Origin of the sequence: Pseudomonas sp. SZ57 (genome assembly GCF_009495975.1) — a bacterium.
Classification (GTDB): domain Bacteria; phylum Pseudomonadota; class Gammaproteobacteria; order Pseudomonadales; family Pseudomonadaceae; genus Aquipseudomonas; species Aquipseudomonas syringae.
This window is the reverse complement of the sequence record NZ_WIBD01000034.1, coordinates 1-24,024: the sequence shown is the minus strand read 5'-3', so window position 1 is coordinate 24,024 and position 24,024 is coordinate 1. Positions and strand designations below refer to the sequence as shown.

Below are 24,024 nucleotides of genomic sequence, written 5' to 3'. Positions count from 1 at the left end.
CGCTCAAGTGGGAATGCCTTTCATGACGCTCCGCGTCATCAAGAGGACGCAGAGCGTCCAGAACGGCATGCCGACGCGGAGCATCGGCACGATAGTCATGGTGGTATCCCTGGTATCGGCACGATAGGCAATCCAGGAACGATCAGTCACATAACCATTTAAAACTATTACCCTTTCTCTGCTGTCTCTGACTTAACGCCACTCAGAGCACACTCAAACGGATGAGCAGACCCACCGATTTCGCTCGACGATGGTTTCTCGCCCGGGGCTGGAAGCCCTTTGCGTTTCAGAAAGAGGTCTGGGCGGCGGTGAAGAATGGCGAGTCCGGCTTGCTGCATGCCAGCACCGGCTCGGGCAAGACCTACGCCGTATGGTTCGCCGCGCTCAACGGATTCGCCAAAGCCAATACGCTAACCGCTGACAACAAACCCCGCAAACGCAAACCGCCTGCCGAGCCGCTGAGTGTGCTATGGATCACGCCCATGCGCGCCCTGGCCGCCGATACCGCCCGGGCCCTTGAGGCGCCACTGGCAGAACTGGACATTCCGTGGTCGGTCGGCTTGCGCACCGGCGATACCAGCGGCAGCGAACGCGCCCGGCAGAGTCGGCGGCTGCCCTCTGCCTTGATCACCACCCCTGAGAGCCTGACGCTGCTGCTGACCCGTGCCGACGCTCAGGTCGCCTTGTCGACACTGAAGATGGTGGTAGTGGACGAATGGCACGAGCTGATCGGCAACAAGCGCGGCGTGCAGTTGCAACTGGCCTTGGCGCGCCTGAGGCGCTGGAATCCGCAACTGATCGTGTGGGGCATTTCCGCGACGCTGGGCAATCAGCAACACGCGCAGCAGGTACTGATCGGCGACGGCGGCGTGACCGTGCAAGGCAAAATCGTCAAGGACTTGCAGGTCGATACGCTATTGCCGCCGTCCATCGAACGCTTCCCGTGGGCCGGGCACATGGGCCTGCGCATGTTGCCGCAGGTCGTGGCCGAGGTGGAAAGCAGCGCGAGCTGTCTGGTGTTCACCAACACCCGGGCGCAGTCGGAAATCTGGTATCAGGCGCTACTGGAAGCCCGCCCCGACTGGGCCGGGCTGATTGCCCTGCACCATGGGTCGCTGGCGCGAGAGGTCCGGGACTGGGTCGAGCGCGCGCTGAAAGAAGGCGCACTCAAGGCCGTAGTGTGCACCTCCAGTCTGGACCTGGGCGTGGACTTTCTACCGGTCGAGCGCGTGTTGCAAATCGGCTCGCCCAAAGGTGTCGCGCGCCTGATGCAGCGCGCCGGGCGCTCGGGCCACGCGCCGGGTCGTCCTTCGCGCGTGACACTGGTGCCGACCCACAGCCTGGAGCTGGTCGAAGCCGCTGCTGCCCATGACGCCGTCGAAGCCCGGATGATCGAGCCCCGCGAATCCCCACACCAACCGCTGGACGTGCTGGTCCAGCACCTGGTCAGCATCGCCTTGGGCGGTGGCTTCCTGCCCGATGAACTGCTGGACGAAGTACGCAGCGCCTGGGCTTACCGCGACCTCAGCGACGAGCAATGGCAATGGGCGCTGGCGTTTGTTCGCAACGGTGGCCACTCGCTGACCGCCTATCCCGATTACCGCCGCGCCGAACCTGACGAGGACGGCGTCTGGAGGGTCCCCGATGCGCGTCTTGCCAGACGCCACCGCATGAGCGTGGGGACCATCGTCAGCGAGGCCACCGTCAACCTGAAATACTGGAAAAAAGGCGGCGGCGGTGGCTCGCTGGGCAGCGTCGAAGAAGGCTTCATCGCCAGACTCAAACCCGGTGACGGCTTTCTGTTCGGCGGACGCTTGCTGGAGCTGGTTCGAGTGGAAAACATGACAGCCTACGTCAAGCGCGCGACCGGCAAGAAAGCCGCCGTACCACGCTGGAATGGCGGTCGAATGCCACTGTCCAGCGAACTGGCAGATGCCGTGGTGGAGAAGTTCGATGCCGCCGCACGAGGCGAATTCAACAGCCCGGAAATGCGCGCCATCAAACCCCTGCTGGAAGTCCAGCAGCACTGGTCAGGGCTGCCACGACGCAACACATTATTGGCTGAGACACTCAAATCCCGCGAAGGCTGGCATCTGTTCCTCTACCCGTTCGCCGGTCGTCATGTGCACCTGGGGCTGGGCAGCCTGCTGGCCTGGCGCCTGAGCCGGCATCGGCCACTGACCTTTTCCATCGCCGTCAACGACTATGGGCTGGAGCTGCTCAGCGCCAGCGAGATCGACTGGGCGCAGACCTTGCAGGCTAACCTGTTCAGCGAAACGGATCTTTTACCCGATATTATTGCCAGCCTGAACGCTGGCGAACTGGCCCTGCGGCGCTTTAGGGAAATCGCGCGCATCTCCGGGCTGGTGTTTTCCGGCTACCCTGGCGCGGCCAAGAGCAACCGTCAGCTTCAGGCATCCAGCGGGCTGTTCTTCGAGGTGTTCAAGCAGTATGACGCTGACAACATGCTGCTGACCCAGGCCGAACAGGAAGTCCTGCGTCAGGAACTGGACCTGCAGCGTCTGGAACTGACGTTGCGCCAGATCAACAGCCGCACGCTGGACCTGCACGCGATAAAACGCGCGACCCCGCTGGCCTTTCCGTTGCTGGTCGAGCGCTTTCGCGAAAGCCTCAGTTCGGAGAAACTTGCCGACCGTATCGCGCGCATGGTCCGCGACCTGGAGAAAGCCGCTGGCCCGGAGCCTGAACAATGAACCCGTATCTGGCTGTCACACTGGCAGGAGAAGAGCTGTGGCTGCTGGCCGACAAGGCCATCTACTACCCCGCCGAACGATCCTTGCTGATCGCCGATGCGCACTTTGGCAAGGCGGCCGCCTATCGCAAACTCGGCCAGCCGGTGCCGCACGGCACTACCCAGGCGAATCTGCGCCGCCTGGACAGCCTTTTGAATGCCTATCCCTGCGATCATCTGATCTTTCTGGGCGATTTCCTGCACGCACCGGAATCTCACGCGGTCGGCACGCTGGCGGCGCTGGAGCAGTGGCGGGCAGAGCACTCGACGCTGCGCATCACGCTGATCCGCGGCAACCACGACAAACGGGCTGGCGATCCGCCCGCCTATCTGGGCATCGATGTGGTCCCCGAGCCCTTGGCACTCGGGCCGTTTGCCCTGCAGCACGAGCCCGATCCGCACCCTGAACTGCACGTACTGGCCGGGCACGTTCATCCTGTGTATCGACTACACGGGCGCGGCCGGCAAAGCTTGCGGCTGGCGTGCTTTTACCTGGGCCGGCAGGTCAGTCTGCTGCCAGCGTTCGGCGAATTCACGGGCGGTTTTCAGATTCGCCCCGCACCAGACAGTACGATCTACGTGACCGGAGGTGATGCGGTGTGGCGAGTGGTATAGCGTCGCCGGTCGCCCTATACAAAACTGCCCGCTGCTCGCGAGAGCAGCAGGCAGCCTTGTGATAATCAGGCCACAGGTGCAGGTGGCGGCTCGTCAGGAACAGTAGGCCCGCCTGGCTCGGTAGGCTGAAACGGAGAATCGGGATCTGGATTACCCGGGATCCCGCCACCGACCATGTTCAGCTCCGGGCTGAGATCGGAATGAGCCATCAATGACCAGGCGAGCAGCCCGATCTCGTTAAGCGGAGATTGAACCTGTTCAGAGATTTTGAAAGTAGTCTTCATAGGGCACTCCAGATCAAAGGCCTTCGCACGTAATGAATGATGCGAAAGCATGTGAGCAGATAGAGTGCGAAATAGAGTATTAATTCAATTCCACTAGTCACCTGAAGCGCAAATCAGGTGCGTGGCAGGGTGACGCCACGCTGGCCCTGGTACTTGCCACCCCGATCCTTGTAGGACACTTCACACTCCTCATCGGACTCCAGGAACAGCATCTGCGCCACACCTTCGTTGGCGTAGATCTTGGCCGGCAGTGTCGTGGTGTTGGAAAACTCCAGCGTCACATGGCCTTCCCACTCAGGCTCGAGCGGCGTGACATTGACGATGATGCCGCAGCGCGCGTAAGTGCTCTTGCCCAGGCAGATAGTCAGAACGTTACGCGGAATGCGGAAATATTCGACGGTGCGCGCCAGTGCAAACGAGTTGGGCGGGATGATGCACACGTCGCTCTTGATATCGACGAAGCTTTTTTCATCAAAGTTTTTCGGGTCAACCGTGGCCGAATTGATGTTGGTGAAGACCTTGAATTCGTCGGCACAACGCACGTCGTAGCCATAACTGGACACCCCGAAAGAGATCACCCGATCAGCGCCTTCGCCACGTACCTGGCGCTCTACGAAGGGCTCGATCATCCCGTGTTCCTGCGCCATGCGGCGAATCCACTTGTCCGATTTGATGCTCATGGCGGTGTCCTGAATAGCGAGGTGAAAAAGATATCCGGCATCTTACCGGGCTGAGGCCGAGGGTTCAAAGGCAACAGATCGCGAGTTTGCGTGAGCGGCCGGGCTGTTTCGCTGTGAATGGAAATAATCATCAACAGACCATTGGCACGTTCGGAAAAAAGGGTTAAGGTGGCGTCACTGTGTTGCTTGTGTCACTGAGAATCTCTACACGATGTTGAATTTCGATCCAACCATCTCCATGAATTTTCCAGCTCTTTGCACTCAGTCTCGGCCAGGGCTCTTCCTACGCCGCAGTTAACTTTGTCCAAGGAGATATACTATGTCCAATCGCCAAACTGGTACCGTTAAGTGGTTCAACGATGAAAAAGGCTTCGGCTTCATCACTCCACAATCCGGTGACGACCTGTTCGTGCACTTCAAAGCTATCCAATCCGACGGCTTCAAAAGCCTGAAAGAAGGCCAACAGGTTTCTTTCATCGCTACCCGCGGTCAGAAAGGCATGCAAGCTGAAGAAGTTCAAGTTATCTAACTTGTACTGATTCGCTTAAAAACCCCGCCCTCAAAAGCGGGGTTTTTTATTGCCCGCCTTTTGACCTCTCACTGGCTGAACACCTGACCAGAACGAGAGAAGCAAAGCACCTCCCCCGCCCGATCATCGCTATGCAATCAGTCGTCGCTTACCGAAATCGTCGGCATGGCTGGACTTGCAGCTTCCTGCAACACGATCCGCGCACCAACGTGACGTGCCAGTTCCTGATACACCATCGCAATCTGACTCTCCGGCTCGGCAATCGCCGTAGGCTTGCCGCCATCTGCCTGCTCGCGAATCAGCATCGACAGCGGCAGTGACGCCAGCAGCTCGACATCGTACTGCGTCGCCAGCTTCTCGCCGCCACCCTCACCGAACAGATGCTCGGCATGGCCGCAGTTGGAGCAGATGTGCACCGCCATGTTTTCCACCACGCCCAGCACCGGAATGTTGACCTTGCGGAACATCTCGACACCCTTTTTCGCATCCAGCAAAGCCAGATCCTGTGGCGTGGTGACAATCACGGCACCCGCCACCGGGACTTTCTGCGCGAGCGTCAACTGGATATCGCCGGTGCCGGGCGGCATGTCGATAACCAGATAATCCAGATCATTCCAGGCAGTCTGCGTGACCAGTTGCAGCAACGCCCCCGACACCATCGGTCCGCGCCAGACCATCGGCGTGTTGTCGTCGGTCAAAAAGGCCATCGACATCACCTCGATACCATGCGCCTCGACCGGCACGAACCACTTCTGGTCCTTGATTTTCGGCCGCGTGCCTTCGGGAATACCGAACATCACCCCTTGGCTCGGCCCATAGATATCGGCATCGAGGATACCGACGCGAGCGCCCTCGCGAGACAGTGCCAAGGCCAGGTTGGCGGCGGTCGTGGACTTGCCGACACCGCCCTTGCCGGACGCGACGGCGACAATGTTTTTCACATTGGCAAGCCCCGGAATCTGGCTCTGGGCCTTGTGCGCGCTGATCACGCTGCTGATGGCAACGGTGGCCGAACTGACGCCGTCCAGATTCTCGATGGCCGTTTTCAACACTTGCGCCCAGCCGTTCCTGAACAGGTCGGCGGCATAGCCCAGTTCGAGTTGCACGCTGACCTGTGCCCCCTGAATATCGATGGACCGGACGCAACCGGCAGTGACCGGATCCTGATTCAGATAGGGGTCGGTGTACTGGCGAAGAATCGTCTCCACCGCTGCGCGATTGACTGCGCTCATGGGCTTACTCCGTAAAAAGACTGACTGGAACAGCCGACTATCGTACCTGTTCTGCCAGCAGCCCACATGATTTCACTGAACCACGCCCAACCTTTCAGGAGCATTCCCACAACCGCACGGGTGAAAAAAATCGTTCAGACCTTTATAGTGGCCGGTCTCCGTTTCACTTCAAGTAGCCGAGCCCCATGTCCGAGCCACGCAAGATTCTCGTTACCAGCGCCCTGCCCTATGCCAATGGTTCCATCCACCTTGGCCACATGCTCGAGTACATCCAGACCGACATGTGGGTGCGTTTTCAGAAGCACCGCGGCAATCAATGCATCTATGTCTGCGCGGACGACGCCCATGGCTCGGCAATCATGCTGCGTGCCGAAAAGGAAGGCATTACGCCAGAGCAACTGATCGCCAACGTCAAGGCCGAACACAGCGCCGACTTTGCCGACTTCCTGGTGGATTTCGATAATTTCCACTCAACGCACTCGGACGAGAACCGCGAGCTGTCGAGCATGATCTACAAGCGCCTGCGCGATGCAGGTCATATCGCGACGCGCTCGGTTACCCAGTACTTCGACCCGGAAAAGAAAATGTTCCTGGCCGACCGCTTCATCAAGGGCACCTGCCCGAAATGCGCGGCCGAGGACCAGTACGGCGACAACTGTGAAAAGTGTGGCGCTACCTATGCCCCGACGGACCTGAAAGACCCCAAGTCGGCGATTTCCGGTGCCACGCCGGTGCTCAAGGACTCGAAGCACTTCTTCTTCGACCTTCCTGCATTCGACGCCATGCTCAAGCGCTGGACACGCAGCGGCACCCTGCAGGATGCGGTTGCCAACAAGATCGCCGAATGGCTGGACAGTGGCCTGCAGCAGTGGGATATCTCCCGCGATGCGCCCTATTTCGGCTTTGAAATTCCCGACGAGCCCGGCAAGTACTTCTACGTGTGGCTTGATGCGCCGATCGGCTACATGGCCAGCTTCAAGAACCTGTGTGCGCGTCGTCCAGACCTGGACTTCGATGCGTACTGGGGAAAGGGCGCGACCACCGAGCTCTATCACTTCATCGGCAAGGACATCGTCAACTTCCACGCGCTGTTCTGGCCTGCCATGCTGGAAGGCGCGGCCTTGCGCACACCGACCGGCATCAACGTCCACGGCTACCTGACCGTCAATGGCCAGAAAATGTCGAAATCGCGCGGCACCTTTATCAAGGCGCGCACCTACCTCGACCACCTGCCGCCCGAGTACCTGCGCTATTACTACGCGTCGAAGCTGGGCCGTGGCGTCGACGACCTCGACCTGAACCTCGAAGACTTCGTGCAAAAGGTCAACTCCGACCTGATCGGCAAGGTTGTTAACATTGCCAGCCGTTGCGCCGGGTTCATTCACAAGGGCAACGCCGGTGTGATGGTCGAAGCCAATGCCGCGCCCGAGCTGACCGACGCGTTTCTGGCGGCTGCACCCAGCATTGCCGACGCCTACGAAGCCCGCGACTTCGCCCGCGCCATGCGCGAGACCATGGCCCTGGCGGACCGTGCCAATGCCTACATCGCGGAAAAGGCGCCATGGGCGCTGGCCAAACAGGAAAGCAAGCAGGATGAAGTCCAGGCCGTATGCGCGCTGGGCATCAACCTGTTCCGCCAGCTGGTGATTTTCCTCAAGCCGGTCCTGCCGAATCTGGCCGCCGATGCAGAAAAATTCCTCAACGTCGAACCACTGACCTGGGAAGACCACAAGACCTTGCTGGCCAATCATCAGCTCAACCCGTTCTCGGCACTGATGACCCGTATCGACCCGGTTAAGGTCGAGGCCATGGCCACTGCCTCCAAAGAAGACCTGACCGCTACCGACTCGTCGGCGGACACCGCGCCTGCCGGTAATGGCGAACTCGCCAAAGACCCGCTGTCAGCGGAAATCGACTTTGACGCCTTTGCCGCCATCGACCTGCGCGTCGCGCTGATTCTCAAGGCCGAACAGGTAGAGGGTGCCGACAAGCTGCTGCGTCTGACCCTGGACATCGGCGACGAGCAGCGTATTGTCTTTTCAGGCATCAAGAGCGCCTACCCGAACCCGTCCGAACTCGAAGGCCGTCTGACCATGATGATCGCCAACCTCAAGCCGCGAAAAATGCGCTTCGGCACTTCGCAAGGCATGGTGATGGCAGCAGGCCCCGGCGGAGAGGAGATCTATCTGCTCAGCCCCGACAGCGGCGCCAAGCCAGGCCAGCGCATCAAGTAAACGACGCGAGGCCCGGTATCCTGCCATCAGGCGGATCCCGGGCCTTTGCGCATTCGCAAGCCCCCTGATCTGTCCGATAATGCTGCTCTCTCGATAGACAGAACACCTGTTGGTCACCTGGCAAGACCATGACTGAATTGATTCGCCTGCTTCCCGACGTGGACCTCATCCGCAGTATCGACGCCCTTCTGCCGCAGACTCAGTGCGGCAAGTGCGGCCATCCCGGCTGCAAGCCTTACGCCGAAGGTATCGCTGGCGGCGAAGCCATCAACAAGTGCCCCCCGGGCGGCGACGAAACGATAGCCCAGCTGGCCGAACTGCTGTCTGTTCCGGCCCTGACACTGGATATGCAACGCGGCACTGCACCTGCACAGGTTGCCTTCATTCGCGAAGCAGAGTGCATCGGTTGTACCAAATGCATTCAGGCCTGCCCCGTGGATGCCATTCTCGGCGCAGCCAAGCTGATGCACACCGTGATCATCGATGAATGCACAGGCTGTGATCTGTGCGTTGCGCCGTGCCCGGTGGATTGCATTGAAATGCACCCGCTGCCACTGGCAACTGTCACGCCCATCGTCGGCGGTCTGGCTCCTACCCCCGAGCTGCAGGAGGCGCGGCAGCGCAAGCGTAGCCATGCCCGGATGCGTTTCGAAGCACGAAATGCACGCTTGCACCGTGAACAGCAAAAGCGCCTGGCAGAGCGCCTTGCGCGGTCGCAGCGCGTTGAATCCGCTCGTGACGTGCTGCCTCGATCCGCTGTGGCACTCGCCCGGAACGACAAGCCTGCCGGACCGGATGAAGCCTTGAAAAAAGCCCGAATTGCGCTGGCCATGAGCCGCGCGCAACTCAACAAGTCGCTCAAGGCGTTTGGTCATCCTCCCATTGCGGAGCAGGCCGCCAGGCTTGTGGAATTGCAGCGCGAATACGAAGCTGCCGAGCAGACACTCGCAGCACTTCTGCCGCCTCCCGAACAGGCTAACTCCGAGGAAAAGCGCCGCCCATGAACGCCGCAAAACGCCAGGAAATCTTTCGCAGGCTGCATGAGGACAATCCGGACCCAAAAACCGAATTGGCCTACACCACGCCTTTTGAACTGTTGATAGCCGTCATCCTTTCCGCCCAGGCCACCGACGTAAGCGTCAACAAGGCAACTGCCAGGCTTTACCCGGTAGCCAACACGCCACAGGCCATCCACGAACTGGGGGTAGAGGGGCTTTCCGAGTACATCAAGACAATCGGCCTTTACAACAGCAAAGCCAAAAACGTGATCGAAACCTGCCGCATGCTGGTGGAGCTGCACAACGGTGAAGTACCGCAAACCCGGGAAGCACTTGAGGCGCTGCCGGGCGTCGGACGCAAAACCGCTAACGTGGTGCTCAACACCGCTTTCCGCCAGATCGCGATGGCGGTAGACACGCATATCTTTCGCGTCAGCAACCGCACAGGCATCGCGCCAGGGAAAAATGTGGTGGAGGTGGAAAGGCAACTGATGAAATTTGTGCCGAAAAACTACCTGCTCGACGCTCATCACTGGCTGATTCTGCACGGGCGCTACGTTTGCCAGGCCCGTAAACCGCGGTGCGGCAGTTGCCGTATAGAAGATCTGTGCGATTACAAGGCAAAAACGTCCGACGATTGAGCCAGACAGCTCATTGCTGTCTTGTCGATTGAAAAAATCTTTTTTACCGACTTGTGGATTGTCGATATAAGAAGCGCCAGAGAGCCCAAGCCCTGGAGTCGACTTCATGAGCACTGACAACGAACAACTGGACGTGGACGACGACCTCGTCTCCGTCGACACGGACGACACAGAACCAGTGACTGTCGAGCCGGCGAAGACCAACCTGAGCAAACGACGCACCATCGACAACCTGCTTGAAGAGCGGCGTTTGCAGAAGCAGTTGGCTGATTACGACTTCGATTTCTAGGCAGCCCTGAAACCTGGCACTGACTTGCTCGATCAAGGCATTTGAAGCCTCTCGCAGAAGAGGCTTCAATACGTGATCAATACGGAAAATGAAGGCTCGATAGCTGATCTGCACGACCGGGCATCAGCCACGACTCTTTCCAGACAATCCCTTACTCAGACAAGCCCGTTACGCTGCGCGAGCTCGATCAGATCGACCAGCGAATGCGCGTTGAGCTTGAGCAATAAACGCGTTTTATACGTGCTGACGGTCTTGTTGCTCAGAAACATGCCGTCTGCAATTTCCTTGTTGGTCTTGCCTCGGGCCAACTGCTGCAGAACCATCATCTCCCTGCCGGAAAGTCGGTCAACCATATCCGACTCACTCGCGTTGCCCATACTGGAGCGAACAGTGTGCAACGCCTGGTTGGGAAAGTAGCTGTACCCTGACAGCACCGCCTTGATGGCACTGAGAAGCTCGGTCAGATCCTGCTGCTTGCAGACGTAGCCGGCGGCCCCGGCCTGCATGCAGCGCATGGAGAAGTGGCCCGGCGCCTGGGAGGTGAGGATCAGAACCTTGAATGGCAACGTCATGGCTGACAGACGGGCGATTACCTCCAGCCCGTCGAGCTTGGGGATACCGATATCAAGAATGACGATATCCGGGAGGTGCTCACGCGCCAGTTGCAGCGCATCCACACCGTTGTCAGTCTCCGCGATGACCTCATAGCCATGACGCTCCATCAGCATGCGTACAGCAAGGCGAATGACGGGGTGATCATCCACGATCAGCACTTTATTCATGGGCAGTCCATTTTTCGCTATTCGAATTTTCAGAGCCAGCACAATAACTTAGTCGTTTACTGCTTTGCATGGCGCTCACCCTTGTGGACTGACAGCCAAAGACCATTCCTACAATTACAGCAGAAACTTCCTACAATACTTGGCAGAAACGTACATTTTTTATTAATTCTCACAGAGCCTTCCTTTTCGGAACCTGGTGAATATTGTTGCTGATCGCCGCAGCACAAGCATCGCAGCATCAGTGGATAAATGCGTACAACAGGCGACCGCCGAACACTTGCATTCAAAACGAGACCCTGCTGCACCTGTTAACAGTATTGCCAGCGCATTCCTGCATCAGTGTCACAAACCGACCCAATACATGGCTTATCGCCAGCAACTTAAAACCAATTCCCTTTAGCTGAATCATTTAAAAACAGGTCGCTCCTTGCGCATCCGGGTAGCGCACGCCTGCTGTCACAGCCCACGGCTATCGGTCTGCCGCATGGAAAGCGATACCTGCACATAACGCCCCTGTGGCAGGGCGACTGAAAAAGTCTCTGCATGCGGATGCCCTACCCTGCACACCGATGATCGGAGACCATTGGATACATTCCACACGCTACATACGTAAACAAGGTTTAAAAATTACACATTATTTACAGAATTTCGTACAAATATTTATTTAAGGAAAAACCTCACAAGACATCAAGAAAAATCCTACAAACAAACGCAAAGACTCAAAGTGCCACACCTCTACGAACCGCTCATTGACATGGCGTTATCCAGCAAGCTCCACCGCCTTAGTGTCGCAAAATCTTACAGACACCCTAGCATAAACCTACATCATTCAAGACCATAAGTAGCTCTTTCGACAAGTAGCAAATACCATTTTTCATTTCAAAGCCAGACACGTTCTTTCGAATAGGAAACGGACTACACGATTAATGGACGCAACTTTACAACTCGTAAGACACTATAAAAACCGCTCAATCAATTCCTGTAACCCGCCATTTTCCCCTTGCAAAATTTATTACCAGTCGTTACTTTTTTAACAGCAACTTTATTACTTACCGCCCTTGAACACGCGCAGCTATATGAATTCCTGCCGCTGTGTACTGTACCTGCGCACTTCATCAGCGATGCGTTCAAGCAGGCTTCATGTAGTGCGCGGCGGATGAATTCGGGCACTGGGTATATAGCCGATCCGGCATCGCTGTTTTCTGGAAACTCTCAGGGCGCCTGGCAACTCTTCTGAGTTGGGCGCTGTGTATAACCATGTTCAAAAAGGGATGTACCATGAACACTAAATACGCTCGTACGCGGTCATCAACGCCCACCGCGTCCGATCTCACCACCGCAGTGGAAGCCTTTGTTGCCAGCGGTGGTGTTATTGCAGTCATACCCGAAGGAGAGACCGCAGGATTAGCCACCCCTTCATCAGCGCGTACACAACCTGCCGAGGAACACAGACTTGAACTCGCGGGCAAAGTACAGCAACTGAAGTACCTGGCGGCCAAGGGCGCCGGTTTCACCGCGCTACAGTATTCATTGCGCATGAATAAAAGGGATGTTCGCCGGCTGGCCACAGAAAATGGCGTGACCATCAACCTCAGCCAGCCCCTGCGTACCCCCAGCAGGGAGGCCCTTGATGACGCTACGGACATCGATGACGTGGTTGCAGGTCACGCCATGCATTACTCGGCATTGGGTTACACCGCGTCCGAGATTGCCCGGATACTCGATCTGAGCCTTCGCCAGGTACTCGGCATTGGCAAGGCGTACCGGTTTGAGTTCAGGCAACGACAGGAGAGCGACAAGCGCTGAATAACGACGCAAAAAACAAACAGCGCGATACGTTTCAGGGAGCCGACGGGAAACTCTGTTATTCCCTGCCCTGAACTTCTACAGCTGTTGTAGGAAAATACTAAAACAAATAAGCACTTTTTCGACGCTAGCGGTAAGAAGATACTCAACGACTGAATACCTGTGACACATGATATTTCTGCCGTCGGCTACACGCTGCTATCTTGCATAGCACATGTACCCCATCTATCAACCACTGACTTCACTGGTTCAACGTCTTTTTACATGACGCCTGGAAGGAATGACCCTGCCGAGCGTATTTGAAGTGCAGCCCTGAATGGGCTGCACTTGTCGAACAACTTGCGGTATCAGAACAGCTTGCGGCCCTTGTTGGCTGCAATCCGCATGCGCAATGCGTTGAGCTTGATGAAGCCCGCTGCATCGGCCTGATCGTAGGCACCTGCGTCATCTTCGAACGTGGCAATGTTGGCGTCGAACAGCGAATCATCCGACTTGCGACCGGTGACGATCACATTGCCCTTGTACAACTTCAGGCGCACAACGCCGTTCACGTGAGCCTGGGACGCGTCGATCATCTGCTGCAGCATCAGACGCTCAGGGCTCCACCAGTAACCTGTGTAGATCAGGCTGGCATATTTGGCCATGAGTTCGTCCTTGAGGTGGGCGACTTCGCGGTCCAGAGTGATCGATTCGATGGCGCGGTGAGCGCGCAGCATGATGGTGCCACCCGGCGTCTCGTAGCAGCCACGGGACTTCATGCCCACATAACGGTTTTCAACGATATCCAGACGGCCGATACCGTTTTCGCCGCCGATGCGGTTCAGGGTCGCCAGCACGGTGGCCGGGGTCATTTCGACGCCATCCAGCGCAACGATGTCGCCATTGCGGTAGGTCAGCTCAAGGTAGGTTGCAACGTTTGGCGCGTCCTCAGGGGATTTGGTCCAGCGCCACATGTCTTCTTCGTGCTCGGTCCAGGTGTCTTCCAGCACGCCGCCTTCATAAGAGATGTGCAGCAGGTTGGCGTCCATGGAGTACGGGGATTTCTTCTTGCCGTGGCGCTCGATCGGAATGTTGTGCTTCTCGGCGTAGTCCATCAGTTTTTCACGCGACAGCAGATCCCATTCGCGCCACGGAGCGATGACCTTGACGCCAGGCTTGAGCGCGTAGGCACCCAGCTCGAAACGCACCTGGTCGTTACCCTTGCCGGTTGCGCCGTGGGAAATGGCGTCAGCGCCGGTTTCGTTGGCGATCTCGATCAGACGCTTGGCGATCAACGGACGGGCGATGGAGGTACCCAGCAGGTACTCGCCTTCATAGACGGTGTTGGCACGGAACATCGGGAAGACGAAATCGCGCACGAACTCTTCGCGCAGGTCATCGATGTAGATTTCTTTCACGCCCATGGCCTGCGCCTTGGCGCGTGCCGGCTCGACTTCTTCACCCTGACCCAGGTCAGCGGTAAAGGTCACCACTTCGCAGTTGTACGTATCTTGCAGCCACTTGAGGATTACCGAAGTATCCAGGCCACCGGAATACGCGAGAACTACCTTGTTTACGTCCGCCATGCCATCACTCCACCGGGTTGTACGGAAAACCGCTGATTCTACCGTTCAAACCAGCAAATTTACAGGGGCGCGACAGCTTGTGACGACAAGGCGACGTCTGACAGATGCTTTTTACAGGCTTTAAGAGGTGTGTGCTGCGCTGGCAGACGCAACCGGTACCGGGCGCTCATCGGGCGCAACGCGCTCGAGGTGCACGTTGACCCGACGGTTGCGCGCACGGTTGGCTTCATTGGTGTTAGGCGCCAGCGGGTAGCGCTCGCCATGAAAGCGCAGGGTGATTTGCTGCTCGGGTATGCCTTGAGCCTTGAAATAATCCATGACCGCCAGCGCGCGACGGCGGGACAGGTCACGGTTGGTCAGGCGATTGCCGCTGTTATCCGAATGACCGTCCAGCTCGATACGGTTCACGGTCGGGTCGGCCTTCAAATAGGCGACCATGTTGTCCAGACGCGCCTTGGCACGCGCATCCAGCTCGATACCGCCGCCAGGGAAACCCACTTCAGCCTGTTTGATCTGATCGAAGTTCATCGGCAGCAGCTTGGCAGTGCATGCCTGGTAATCGCTGAATGCCTTGCTGAACTTGACCGGCAGCAACCGCACTTCCATCTGGCCGCCGTCGCGGGTGTAGTGGCGAATGAGCGGACTGCGCCCGTCCATCAGACCACTGATCAGACGTCCGGCCTGGGCCTGAGAGGTATTGAAGGGAATATCGCCATTGCTGACGCGCACCGATCCCAGGTTGATATCGCCACGTCCCGGCTGCCAGGGCGCCGCAGCGGCCAGCAGCGTCGCAGAGCCATTACCGAGCATGTTGTATGAAGCCTTGAGGCGAAACGTCGCCTGCTCGCCCGCGCGGCGCACGAACTCACCGGCACCGAAGTCGGTGATCGGTTGAGTCAGGCGGCACTCGAACTGATCGCCTTCGACCTTCCACTCAATGCTCTCCAGACGCGTCTGGAAACTGATAGCCATCGCCGGGAGGCTGGCAAACATGCTGAGCAGGGCTAAATATCGCTGGCGCACGGGAGGCTCCACTGGAAATGAACGCGAAACAGAAAATTACCGACTGACAAGGGAGCTATCGGTAACTTCATGCAAAACTTGATAGCGGATGCCTGAGAGAGTCTTTTCCGGTAGCATTCCCAGCGAGTTTGACCCGCCTGGAATCCCCAATGTCTGACCGCCTGACCCTCCTGCGTCCCGACGACTGGCATATTCACCTCCGTGACGGAGCTGTCTTGCCTCATACCGTTGCTGACGTAGCGCGAACTTTTGGCCGCGCAATCATCATGCCCAACCTCGTGCCTCCGGTACGCAACGCGCAGCAAGCCGATGCCTATCGCCAGCGCATTCTGGCTGCACGCCCGGCCAGCAGCCGCTTCGAGCCGTTGATGGTGCTGTACCTCACCGACCAGACCACGCCCGACGACATCCGCACCGCCAAGGCCAGTGGCTTCGTGTACGCGGCCAAGCTGTATCCGGCCGGCGCGACCACCAACTCCGATTCCGGTGTCACCAGCATCGACAAGATCTTCCCTGCCCTCGAAGCCATGGCCGAAGTCGGCATGCTGTTGCTGGTGCACGGGGAAGTGACACGTGGCGAAATCGACGTATTCGATCGCGAAAAGGTCTTCATCGATGAGCACCTGCGTCGTGTAGTCGAGCGCTTCCCGGCCCTGAAGGTGGTGTTCGAACACATCACCACCGGTGAAGCGGTGCAGTTCGTCAATGAAGCTTCAGCCAATGTCGCGGCGACCATCACCGCGCATCACCTGCTGTACAACCGTAATCACATGCTGGTCGGCGGGATTCGTCCGCACTTCTATTGCCTGCCGATCCTCAAGCGCAATACGCATCAGACGGCCCTGCTCGACGCAGCCACCAGCGGCAGCGGCAAGTTCTTCCTGGGCACCGACTCGGCGCCGCATGCACAGCATGCCAAGGAAAACGCTTGCGGTTGCGCCGGGTGCTACACCGCCTACGCAGCCATCGAGCTGTATGCCGAAGCTTTCGAGCAGCGTAACGCTCTGGACAAGCTGGAAGGCTTCGCCAGCCTCCACGGTCCGGCGTTCTACGGCTTGCCCGCCAATCAGGACACCATCACGCTGGTGCGTGACGAGTGGACCGCCCCTGCCAGCCTGCCATTTGGCGAGTTGACTGTTATCCCGCTGCGTGCTGGTGAAAAGCTGCGCTGGCGTCTGGAGGAACACGCGTGAGTGAAGATCATTTTGACGACGAACACGAAGGCCACGGCGGTGGCGGCGGTTCCCGTCACCCGATGGCGGCGCGCTTTCGCGGCTACCTGCCAGTAGTCGTCGACGTAGAAACCGGCGGTTTCAATTCAGCCACCGATGCCTTGCTGGAAATCGCTGCGGTGACGATCGGCATGGATGAAAAAGGCTTCGTGTTCCCGGAACACACCTATTTCTTCCGCGTAGAACCGTTCGAGGGTGCCAACATCGAAGCGGCGGCGCTGGAGTTCACCGGCATCAAGCTCGATCACCCGCTGCGCATGGCCGTCAGCGAAGAAACCGCGATGAACGACATCTTCCGCGGCGTGCGCAAGGCCCTCAAGGCCAATGGCTGCAAACGCGCGGTGCTGGTCGGCCACAACGCCAGCTTCGACCTCGGCTTCGTCAATGCCGCCGTCGCGCGGATGGACATGAAGCGTAACCCGTTTCACCCGTTCTCCAGCTTCGACACCGCCACCCTCGCCGGCCTTGCCTATGGTCAGACCGTGCTGGCCAAGGCCTGTCAGGCTGCCGGCATCGACTTCGACGGTCGCGAGGCGCACTCGGCCCGCTATGACACCGAGAAGACGGCCGAGCTGTTCTGCGGCATCGTCAATCGCTGGAAAGAAATGGGCGGTTGGCAAGATTTCGACGACTGAGGTCGACACGTCCGTGAATGGACCGGCCTTGTGCCGGTTTTTTCATGCCTGCAGCGGGACGATTCAGAGGGCATACCCAAGAAGCGTTTCCTGCGAAAGCAACCGCTCATCGCTCGATCTGAATACAACCCAAAACAGTTTTGACAAGCATTCTCATTAACATTAAGCTCCTCGGCACCAAGCAATAAACCAGCGACGGTCCATAGCTTATGTATGTTTGCCTCTGCCAAGGTGTCACCGACGGTCAAATCCGGGATGCAATTCTGGAAGGCTGCTGCAGTTATCGTGAAGTCCGTGAAACACTGGGTGTTGCGAGTAAATGTGGAAAATGCGCCTGCCTTGCTAAGGAAGTGGTGCGTGATACGCTGACCGAGCTGCAAACCAGCCATGCCTTGCTGGCCTATCCGGCAAAATTTTCAGCTGCCTGAACCCCCTCTTTTAAAGAACCGGACACCACGTCCGGTTTTTTTATGCCTGTAATTCAAGCGCTTAGCGTCAAGATGCGGAACTCAAACATTCTTATTCCTATTTAATTTCACTTATTATTCAACAACTTAGGTTTGACAGGCGTTTAAGCGCAGCTCACACTCGGCACTTATATACACAAGCCACCGGCAGGACCTCGAACATGAAAGGCGACATTACCGTCATCCAGCATCTCAACAAGATCCTCGGGAACGAGCTGGTCGCTATCAATCAGTATTTCCTGCATGCGCGCATGTACGAAGACTGGGGTCTGAAAAAGCTGGGTGGCCACGAATATAAAGAGTCCATCCATGCGATGAAGTACGCTGACAAGCTGATCAAGCGCACCTTGTTTCTGGAAGGGCTGCCCAACCTGCAGGACCTGGGCAAGATTCTCATCGGTGAGCACACCAAGGAAATGCTGGAGTGCGACCTGAAGATCGAGCAAAAAGGTCTGGCCGATCTGAAAGCCGCGATCGCTCACTTTGAGACAGTCGGTGACTTCGGCAGCCGTGAGCTGCTGGAAGACATCCTTGAGCCCAAGGAAGAGCAAATCGACTGGCTGGAGACTCAGTTGGGTCTGATCGTCAAAGTCGGTATCGAGAACTACCTGCAGTCGCAGATGGGTGACTGATTCCCCATCGCGCCGCAATGAAAAAGCCCGCCTCAATCGAGAGCGGGCTTTTTCTTGTGCGTAAAACCTTGCTGGAGCGTAGGAGGCGATAATCGCGACTATCGTGCGACGCTCTGCGCGAGGCTTTACTCGGCCTTGGCGGCGGATGCTTCCTTGACCAACGTCTGCAACGAACCGTCAGCCATCATCTCGGTGATGATGTCGCTACCACCGACCAGCTCACCGGCAACCCACAGTTGCGGGAAAGTCGGCCAGTTGGCGTACTTTGGCAGGTTGGCGCGGATTTCAGGGTTTTGCAGAATGTCGACGTAGGCAAACTTTTCGCCACACGCCATCAATGCCTGGGAAGCCTTGGCCGAAAAGCCGCATTGCGGAGCGTTCGGAGCGCCTTTCATGTAAAGCAGAATGGTGTTGTTGGCAATCTGCTCTTTGATCGTTTCGATGATATCCATGGAGCACCTCGGCTGAAATATCCGACTCAGTTGTCGGCACGGTGGCGCATTGTAACGAAATCCCGAGCATGACGCTCTGTCTTGAGGCTTAACACGCCACGACCTGCACCGGTACGCCGTTCAACGCCGCGTTGCCGGACAGCGCGTCGAGTTGCCGTTCGTCGGTCAGGTCATTGGCACTGACGCCAGGCAGGCTCTGCGCGATCGCCATCTTTACCCCAGCACGTGAATGCCCCCAACCGTGCGGCAGGCTGACCACCCCGGGCATCATGTCCAGACTGCCCAGCACCTGAACCTCGATCATCCCGACCCGGGAGCTGACCCGGACCTGCTGGCCGTCGCTCAGACCGCGGCACGCGAGATCATCAGGATGCATCAACAGTTGATGCCGGAGTTTGCCCTTCACCAGCCGATGGTAGTTGTGCATCCAGGAATTGTTACTGCGCACATGCCGGCGGCCAATCAGCAGCAACTCACCGGCCTGGGGAGCAGGCTCGGCTGCAAAGCGCGCCAGGTCGGCCATGATCACCTCAGGCGCGGCCTGAACGCGCCCATTGGCGGTCTTCAGGCGCTGTGCAAGATTGGCCTTCAACGCCCCCAGATCAAGACCGTGCGGATGACTGTCCAGGGTCTCCAGTGACAGCTTATGGGGTGATGCGTCGCCATAGAGGCCTGCACGCAGCCCGCGATCGATCATCTGCGCAGGCGGCAACGTGGGTTTCAGCGCCCGCTCGGCCTTGTCGGCAAAGGCGCTGGCCAGCCCGACGAAAATCTCCCAGTCGTGCAGCGCACCTTCGGGCTTGTCGAAAATGGCCCGATTGAAGCGCGTGACGTTACGCACTGCCAGGGTGTTGAAGGTGGTGTCGTAGTGATCATTTTCCAGTGCCGAGGTGGACGGCAGGATCAAGTCGGCGTGGCGAGTGGTCTCGTTGATGTAAAGATCGATGCTGAGCATGAACTCAAGCCCTTCGAGCGCCTGCTCCAGTTGACGGCCGTTGGGCGTTGACAGAACCGGGTTACCCGCAACGGTCACCAGCGCGCGAACCTGCCCCTCCCCGTCCACAAGCATTTCCTCGGCCAGCGCCGAGACCGGCAACTCCCCGCCATACTCCGGCAGGCCCGACACCCTGCTTTGCCACAGATTGAAATGACCGCCGGATGTCGAGCTGACGAGGTCGACGGCGGGCTCTGTACAGAGTGCGCCACCCACACGGTCCAGGTTGCCAGTCACCAGATTGATCAGTTGTGCCAGCCAATGGCACAGCGTGCCGAAGGTCTGAGTCGACACGCCCATTCGCCCATAACACACCGCCTTGTCAGCGGCCGCGAAATCCCGCGCCAGTTGCCGGATCTGTTCGGCAGCAATACCGCAGCGAGGGCTCATGGCCTCTGCAGTGAAACCGGCAATGGCGTGGCGAACCTTCTCCAGGCCGTCGACAGGCAAATGGCTCTCGCGGGTCAGCCCCTCCTCGAACAGCGTATTGAGCAGCCCGAACAGCAACGCCGCATCACCGCCCGGACGTACGAACAGATGCTGGTCAGCGATGGCAGCCGTCTCACTGCGGCGCGGGTCGATGACCACCAGTTTGCCGCCGCGCTGCTGGATTGCTTTCAGACGTTTTTCGACATCCGGTACCGTCATGATGCTGCCATTGGAGGCCAACGGATTACCGCCGAGAATCAGCATGAAATCGGTGTGATCGATATCCGGAATCGGCAACAGCATGCCGTGGCCATACATCAGGAAACTGCTGAGGTGGTGCGGCAACTGATCGACCGACGTGGCCGAAAAACGATTGCGGGTCTTGAGCAGACCGAGAAAGTAATTGCTGTGCGTCATCAACCCGTAGTTATGCACGCTGGGATTACCCTGATAGACCGCTACCGCGTTCTGCCCATGACGCTGCTGAATGGCGTAAAGCCGCTCCGCCACCAGATCGAACGCCTGCTGCCAGGCAATCGGCTGCCACTGATCACCACTGCGCAGCATCGGCTGGCGCAAGCGATCAGGGTCGTTCTGGATGTCCTGCAGCGCAACCGCCTTGGGGCAGATATGACCGCGGCTGAACGTGTCCAGCGGGTCGCCCTTGATCGAGGCAATGCGCGGCGCAGAATCCGCCTCCACGAAGGTCTCGATCACAAGACCGCAAATGGCCTCGCACAGGTGGCAGGCTCGGTAGTGTTCAGTCCGGGTCATCACAGCCTCAGATCTTGTCATGGCAATCCGGTTGATTGCCGAACACTCACTATGCTGCCTTGCCATGCCCCGCGCCACTGATGTTCGGCCCGTGAATCGAGGGGCATCAGGCGCGCGGATGTTCTAATGAATCGATATCTGGTTAAGGGCGTTTTGCAGCAATCTCCGTATCAAAAAGCACGTTGTTAAACTACGCCATCAGACACGTGCTGAAAATGCCATGACGGTGCCGAGGGTTGTGTGGAAATCACGTACCTATTAGGCTAGAACCTTTTAAGAATACGAGCGAACAACCCAGGTTTTCTTTCTGAAACAACCTCAGGTGCAGAGGGCTCTACAATCTCTCTGACAGGGTGAGTACTTGGGCCATCAGGTCTCAAAAGGTCTCCTGGATAATGTTCATGGCCTAGACAAAGCGAGTCATCTATTCCAAAAGCTTTCACCACCGCTACTGCTTCTACACACCAGCGACCAAAATAGGCTCCGCCTTCAAAGTTTTCGTCGCCATAGGTATACCAATAAGGGTGCCTGTAGCTGACCGCCTGCGGGTCTGCTCCGGATTTGGCTCCAATGCGTACGTCCTTGTACCAGTGCTCAACAAAGCCTTTAAGCTGCGATGCTTGCGAATCTGCTGGCGCATCTACTGCCTTCAGCAATCGTGCATAGGGCATGGGAGAAAGAAGCACGTCTCCGATTTTTCGTTCCGGATTACGGCTGGCTATGACTCGATCTAGTAGTAGGTCTTCGCCGTCATTGCCTATCAGTATCAGCAAGCGCCGCCATTGGTCGCGTGGAATTTCAAGCGCCAATGCCAGCCCGACCAGCCAGAAGCAAATGATGTAATGGTCATAGTTGACACGCCAGTGGTGCCGCGTGAATTGCTGCTCTGGAGTCCATACCGTAGCTCCGAGACGTTCAGCTTCCTCCCAAGCGTCCAATAGACCGGGGAAGTAGCGCGCCAAGTCAGTTACTGGGTGTCCCGCAGAGTATTTGCGCAGGATTTGGTGCCAGTGATCTTGCCCGATCTCAAAGGCGTATTGAGGAGCATAATCAGGATTTGCATTCGGCTGAAGCAGAAGCCCCTGAGACTTTGCAATATAGCTATCAGTGTCAGTGACGACTTTCTCCCAGTAGATAGCATTGCCGAGCGGTGCGCGTATCATTTAGTTCCTCCCTATGAGTTTTGATGTTGCGACAGGGCCCTCAACAAACTTTCCACCTTTGTCCAATATTCCGACTGTGACCTTGCCAAATGGATCGGTATGGACCAGCCACTTCTCAACCCTTCCCGAAAGTAGGGAGTCACGGATGTTTCTCGCCATTTGAGCATCACCATCCACCGACTCAAGAATGCGGTTGTAATTAGTTGTCGCACCCGTCATCCAATCATCACTCATCTGAAGACCATCTCTAGTCGGCTTCAGCTTCGACGAGCCAAATTTGTACTCAACAATCAGGTAGTCAACGCCTGGCTTGTCTACCTTGTACAAATCATCAATGCCAGTCTGGCCAATATCAGGAGCCCTGCCAATTTTTTCAGCACCTGGCACCAGTGTCTTGATTTGTTCACCCCCCATGACGTCACCGATGATGCTCTTCTGTGGATGCTGCTGTAGAAGATTGCTCTCTTCATGCAAAAACCAAAGCTGATATTACTCTGGCTTGGCTAGAAAACTGAAGGCTTCTCGTAGTCCTACTTTAGCGTTTACAGAGGCTGCTGGAATTTCAGCAGCAGAATTTTCTTCTTAACTCCAAAAAATCCCGATATCACCCCTATGATCATTATTAAACAACTCGCTTACACCTACCAAAATATCGGCCCGCAGCATTTTTAAAATACCAACTAGACTTATCGCCTCCTGCAACCACCTCAATAAAACTAATCGTATTTAAAATCTATCTCTATCTTCATCGTATCCAACGATAGCCTTACTATACATCCTGTCCATGGCTTTCCCTCCATATACAATTTATTGGTTTCAAAAAAAACCCTCATCTTCACTAGAAGGTCAAATAGGTCGCTATCCACTCTAGCTGTTTCAGGTAAAAACCACTTTTTCTCGCCATTTTCTCCGACATAGTCGAATAGTAGTTTACAATGATCATTTTCCAAAGACAGCTCAGCGTCTAGAATTATTTCTTGCGCGCCGGCGGGGGCAATTGCTACTAGAATCTCACCAATGCCTTGATAGATTTCGTCATCATTCATTATAGGCCTCCTGGACTGTTGACTTAGGTTTCTCTCACAAGGCGCTCCGAGCCCATTTTATATGTCACAGTAAACTTCTCAGGGCGGACAGACTGCCCATTATGTACAGGTTCAACTTTCACATCTACCGACTTCCCTTCTTTAAGAGCTGATGCCCACTTATTCTCCATGGACTTCCATACACCCTTATTTAGATTTCCGTTCATGAGCAATAAGTTAAGACGTACACCTGGGCCATTAAAGATACTAGCAATTAAATGACCGCCCTCATCGCCATCAATACCGCACTTTCCGGCCACACACTGTTGGTAGGTATTTCGATCATTCCTATTCAAGGAAAGACTAGACTCAACTTTGTCGACGCGACCTAATTCATCTATTTGGTAGACTTTATTCCCATCAACCTTGTAAATGGTATTTGGCTCGGGTTTGTTTAGCTCTTTGGACCAAGCTCCTTTTTAACCAGAACTCACTTCGACTTCTCTTAAAGCCTTACCCGAGGGCTTCGCCTCTAAAAAATTCCGTTCAACAAGTGCGCCCGCCTCAGAGTCCGTCATAGATCTAATCGGATTCGAATTTTTAGCATTCTTCGCCGCAAGCTTCTCGATTCTAGCGATCTCAGGAATCTTTTCAAGCTGCGCACCGCCAACCTTGATGCCTGCCTTGGCCAGCGCCACGCTGCCTTTCGCTGCGCCACCTACGCCCGTCGCGATGCTGCCAACCTGCCAGGCGATGGCTGGAGGTGACCAGGCTGTTCTTGCCGTCCTGCA

Annotated in this window: 25 protein-coding genes; 12 read left to right on the top strand and 13 right to left on the bottom strand. The window is 56.9% G+C overall.

The annotated features are described in order from the left end of the window. The first annotated feature begins 221 nt into the window (after positions 1 to 221). A complete protein-coding gene (locus GE543_RS25015; RefSeq protein WP_153222603.1) occupies positions 222 to 2,714 on the top strand; it encodes a ligase-associated DNA damage response DEXH box helicase in 2,493 nt (830 codons plus the stop codon). Further along, positions 2,711 to 3,367 carry a ligase-associated DNA damage response endonuclease PdeM gene (pdeM, locus tag GE543_RS25010; RefSeq protein ID WP_153222602.1) on the top strand — a complete coding sequence of 219 codons (657 nt, stop codon included), beginning with the start codon at positions 2,711 to 2,713 and terminating at the stop codon, positions 3,365 to 3,367. The genes GE543_RS25015 and pdeM overlap by 4 nt, the downstream gene beginning before the upstream one ends. Before the next feature lie 65 nt (positions 3,368 to 3,432). On the opposite strand, the gene GE543_RS25005 is transcribed toward pdeM, so the two are convergent. Together GE543_RS25005 and dcd are read right to left on the bottom strand one after the other, a co-directional pair. Next, on the bottom strand, positions 3,433 to 3,651 hold the full coding sequence (locus tag GE543_RS25005; protein WP_153222601.1) for a hypothetical protein: 219 nt from the start codon (positions 3,649 to 3,651) through the stop codon (positions 3,433 to 3,435). A gap of 113 nt (positions 3,652 to 3,764) precedes the next feature. Then, positions 3,765 to 4,331, bottom strand: a complete 567-nt coding sequence (gene dcd, locus GE543_RS25000) for a dCTP deaminase (RefSeq protein WP_002554836.1) — start codon at positions 4,329 to 4,331, stop codon at positions 3,765 to 3,767. A 319-nt stretch (positions 4,332 to 4,650) separates the two neighbouring features. On the opposite strand from dcd, the gene GE543_RS24995 reads away from it, so the two are divergent. Further along, on the top strand, positions 4,651 to 4,860 hold the full coding sequence (locus GE543_RS24995) for a cold-shock protein (RefSeq protein ID WP_002554837.1): 210 nt from the start codon (positions 4,651 to 4,653) through the stop codon (positions 4,858 to 4,860). A 137-nt stretch (positions 4,861 to 4,997) separates the two neighbouring features. Here GE543_RS24995 and apbC read toward each other — a convergent pair whose 3' ends face one another. Further along, complete coding sequence (gene apbC, locus GE543_RS24990) at positions 4,998 to 6,092, bottom strand: iron-sulfur cluster carrier protein ApbC (protein WP_003412894.1); 1,095 nt, start codon at positions 6,090 to 6,092, stop codon at positions 4,998 to 5,000. Between the two features lie 185 nt (positions 6,093 to 6,277). On the opposite strand from apbC, the gene metG reads away from it, so the two are divergent. The 4 genes from metG (at position 6,278) to GE543_RS24970 (ending at position 10,254) form a co-directional block, all read left to right on the top strand. After that, entirely contained in the window at positions 6,278 to 8,326 is a 2,049-nt protein-coding gene (gene metG / locus GE543_RS24985) for a methionine--tRNA ligase (protein WP_153222600.1), read from the top strand. 128 nt (positions 8,327 to 8,454) lie between these two features. Continuing rightward, on the top strand, positions 8,455 to 9,330 hold the full coding sequence (gene rsxB / locus GE543_RS24980; protein WP_003412898.1) for an electron transport complex subunit RsxB: 876 nt from the start codon (positions 8,455 to 8,457) through the stop codon (positions 9,328 to 9,330). Then, on the top strand, positions 9,327 to 9,965 hold the full coding sequence (gene nth, locus GE543_RS24975; protein WP_003418503.1) for an endonuclease III: 639 nt from the start codon (positions 9,327 to 9,329) through the stop codon (positions 9,963 to 9,965). Before rsxB ends, nth begins: the two co-directional genes overlap by 4 nt. A gap of 106 nt (positions 9,966 to 10,071) precedes the next feature. Then, the gene (locus GE543_RS24970) at positions 10,072 to 10,254 is read left to right on the top strand and encodes a PA3496 family putative envelope integrity protein (RefSeq protein ID WP_003363588.1); all 183 of its coding nucleotides are present in this window, start codon (positions 10,072 to 10,074) and stop codon (positions 10,252 to 10,254) included. A 155-nt stretch (positions 10,255 to 10,409) separates the two neighbouring features. Here GE543_RS24970 and GE543_RS24965 read toward each other — a convergent pair whose 3' ends face one another. Further along, positions 10,410 to 11,036, bottom strand: coding sequence for a response regulator transcription factor (locus GE543_RS24965; protein ID WP_002554843.1), 627 nt, complete (start codon positions 11,034 to 11,036; stop codon positions 10,410 to 10,412). A gap of 1,278 nt (positions 11,037 to 12,314) precedes the next feature. Between GE543_RS24965 and GE543_RS24960 the strand changes: the two genes are divergently transcribed. Next, the gene (locus GE543_RS24960; RefSeq protein ID WP_153222599.1) at positions 12,315 to 12,842 is read left to right on the top strand and encodes a hypothetical protein; all 528 of its coding nucleotides are present in this window, start codon (positions 12,315 to 12,317) and stop codon (positions 12,840 to 12,842) included. A 347-nt stretch (positions 12,843 to 13,189) separates the two neighbouring features. Here GE543_RS24960 and GE543_RS24955 read toward each other — a convergent pair whose 3' ends face one another. Then, entirely contained in the window at positions 13,190 to 14,407 is a 1,218-nt protein-coding gene (locus GE543_RS24955) for an argininosuccinate synthase (RefSeq protein WP_003412906.1), read from the bottom strand. 120 nt (positions 14,408 to 14,527) lie between these two features. After that, complete coding sequence (locus tag GE543_RS24950; RefSeq protein ID WP_003412907.1) at positions 14,528 to 15,430, bottom strand: OmpA family protein; 903 nt, start codon at positions 15,428 to 15,430, stop codon at positions 14,528 to 14,530. 149 nt (positions 15,431 to 15,579) lie between these two features. Here GE543_RS24950 and pyrC point away from each other — a divergent pair, with 149 nt between their 5' ends. The 4 genes from pyrC (at position 15,580) to bfr (ending at position 18,396) form a co-directional block, all read left to right on the top strand. After that, complete coding sequence (pyrC, locus tag GE543_RS24945) at positions 15,580 to 16,623, top strand: dihydroorotase (protein ID WP_153222598.1); 1,044 nt, start codon at positions 15,580 to 15,582, stop codon at positions 16,621 to 16,623. Further along, entirely contained in the window at positions 16,620 to 17,297 is a 678-nt protein-coding gene (gene rnt, locus GE543_RS24940) for a ribonuclease T (protein WP_003412908.1), read from the top strand. Before pyrC ends, rnt begins: the two co-directional genes overlap by 4 nt. Before the next feature lie 209 nt (positions 17,298 to 17,506). Then, complete coding sequence (locus GE543_RS24935) at positions 17,507 to 17,725, top strand: bacterioferritin-associated ferredoxin (RefSeq protein ID WP_003350768.1); 219 nt, start codon at positions 17,507 to 17,509, stop codon at positions 17,723 to 17,725. 200 nt (positions 17,726 to 17,925) lie between these two features. Continuing rightward, positions 17,926 to 18,396: a bacterioferritin gene (bfr, locus tag GE543_RS24930; protein WP_002554851.1), complete on the top strand. Its 471-nt coding sequence runs from the start codon at positions 17,926 to 17,928 to the stop codon at positions 18,394 to 18,396. 125 nt (positions 18,397 to 18,521) lie between these two features. Here the strand turns inward: bfr and grxD are convergent, their stop codons facing one another. The 7 genes from grxD to GE543_RS27275 all read right to left on the bottom strand — a co-directional run. Further along, positions 18,522 to 18,848, bottom strand: coding sequence for a Grx4 family monothiol glutaredoxin (grxD, locus tag GE543_RS24925; RefSeq protein WP_002554852.1), 327 nt, complete (start codon positions 18,846 to 18,848; stop codon positions 18,522 to 18,524). A gap of 88 nt (positions 18,849 to 18,936) precedes the next feature. Beyond that, positions 18,937 to 21,045: a molybdopterin oxidoreductase family protein gene (locus tag GE543_RS24920; protein WP_153222596.1), complete on the bottom strand. Its 2,109-nt coding sequence runs from the start codon at positions 21,043 to 21,045 to the stop codon at positions 18,937 to 18,939. A gap of 263 nt (positions 21,046 to 21,308) precedes the next feature. After that, positions 21,309 to 22,208 (bottom strand): PoNe immunity protein domain-containing protein, encoded by a 900-nt coding sequence (locus GE543_RS24915; protein ID WP_153222595.1) that lies wholly within the window; start codon positions 22,206 to 22,208, stop codon positions 21,309 to 21,311. Beyond that, positions 22,209 to 22,682, bottom strand: a complete 474-nt coding sequence (locus GE543_RS24910) for a hypothetical protein (protein WP_052739358.1) — start codon at positions 22,680 to 22,682, stop codon at positions 22,209 to 22,211. Between the two features lie 242 nt (positions 22,683 to 22,924). Continuing rightward, positions 22,925 to 23,254 (bottom strand): hypothetical protein, encoded by a 330-nt coding sequence (locus tag GE543_RS24905; RefSeq protein WP_032699401.1) that lies wholly within the window; start codon positions 23,252 to 23,254, stop codon positions 22,925 to 22,927. 23 nt (positions 23,255 to 23,277) lie between these two features. Further along, a complete protein-coding gene (locus GE543_RS28040) occupies positions 23,278 to 23,667 on the bottom strand; it encodes a DNA/RNA non-specific endonuclease (RefSeq protein WP_371927261.1) in 390 nt (129 codons plus the stop codon). Between the two features lie 45 nt (positions 23,668 to 23,712). Beyond that, positions 23,713 to 24,024: hypothetical protein (locus GE543_RS27275; RefSeq protein WP_218571930.1), on the bottom strand; the 312-nt coding region annotated here is incomplete at its 5' end.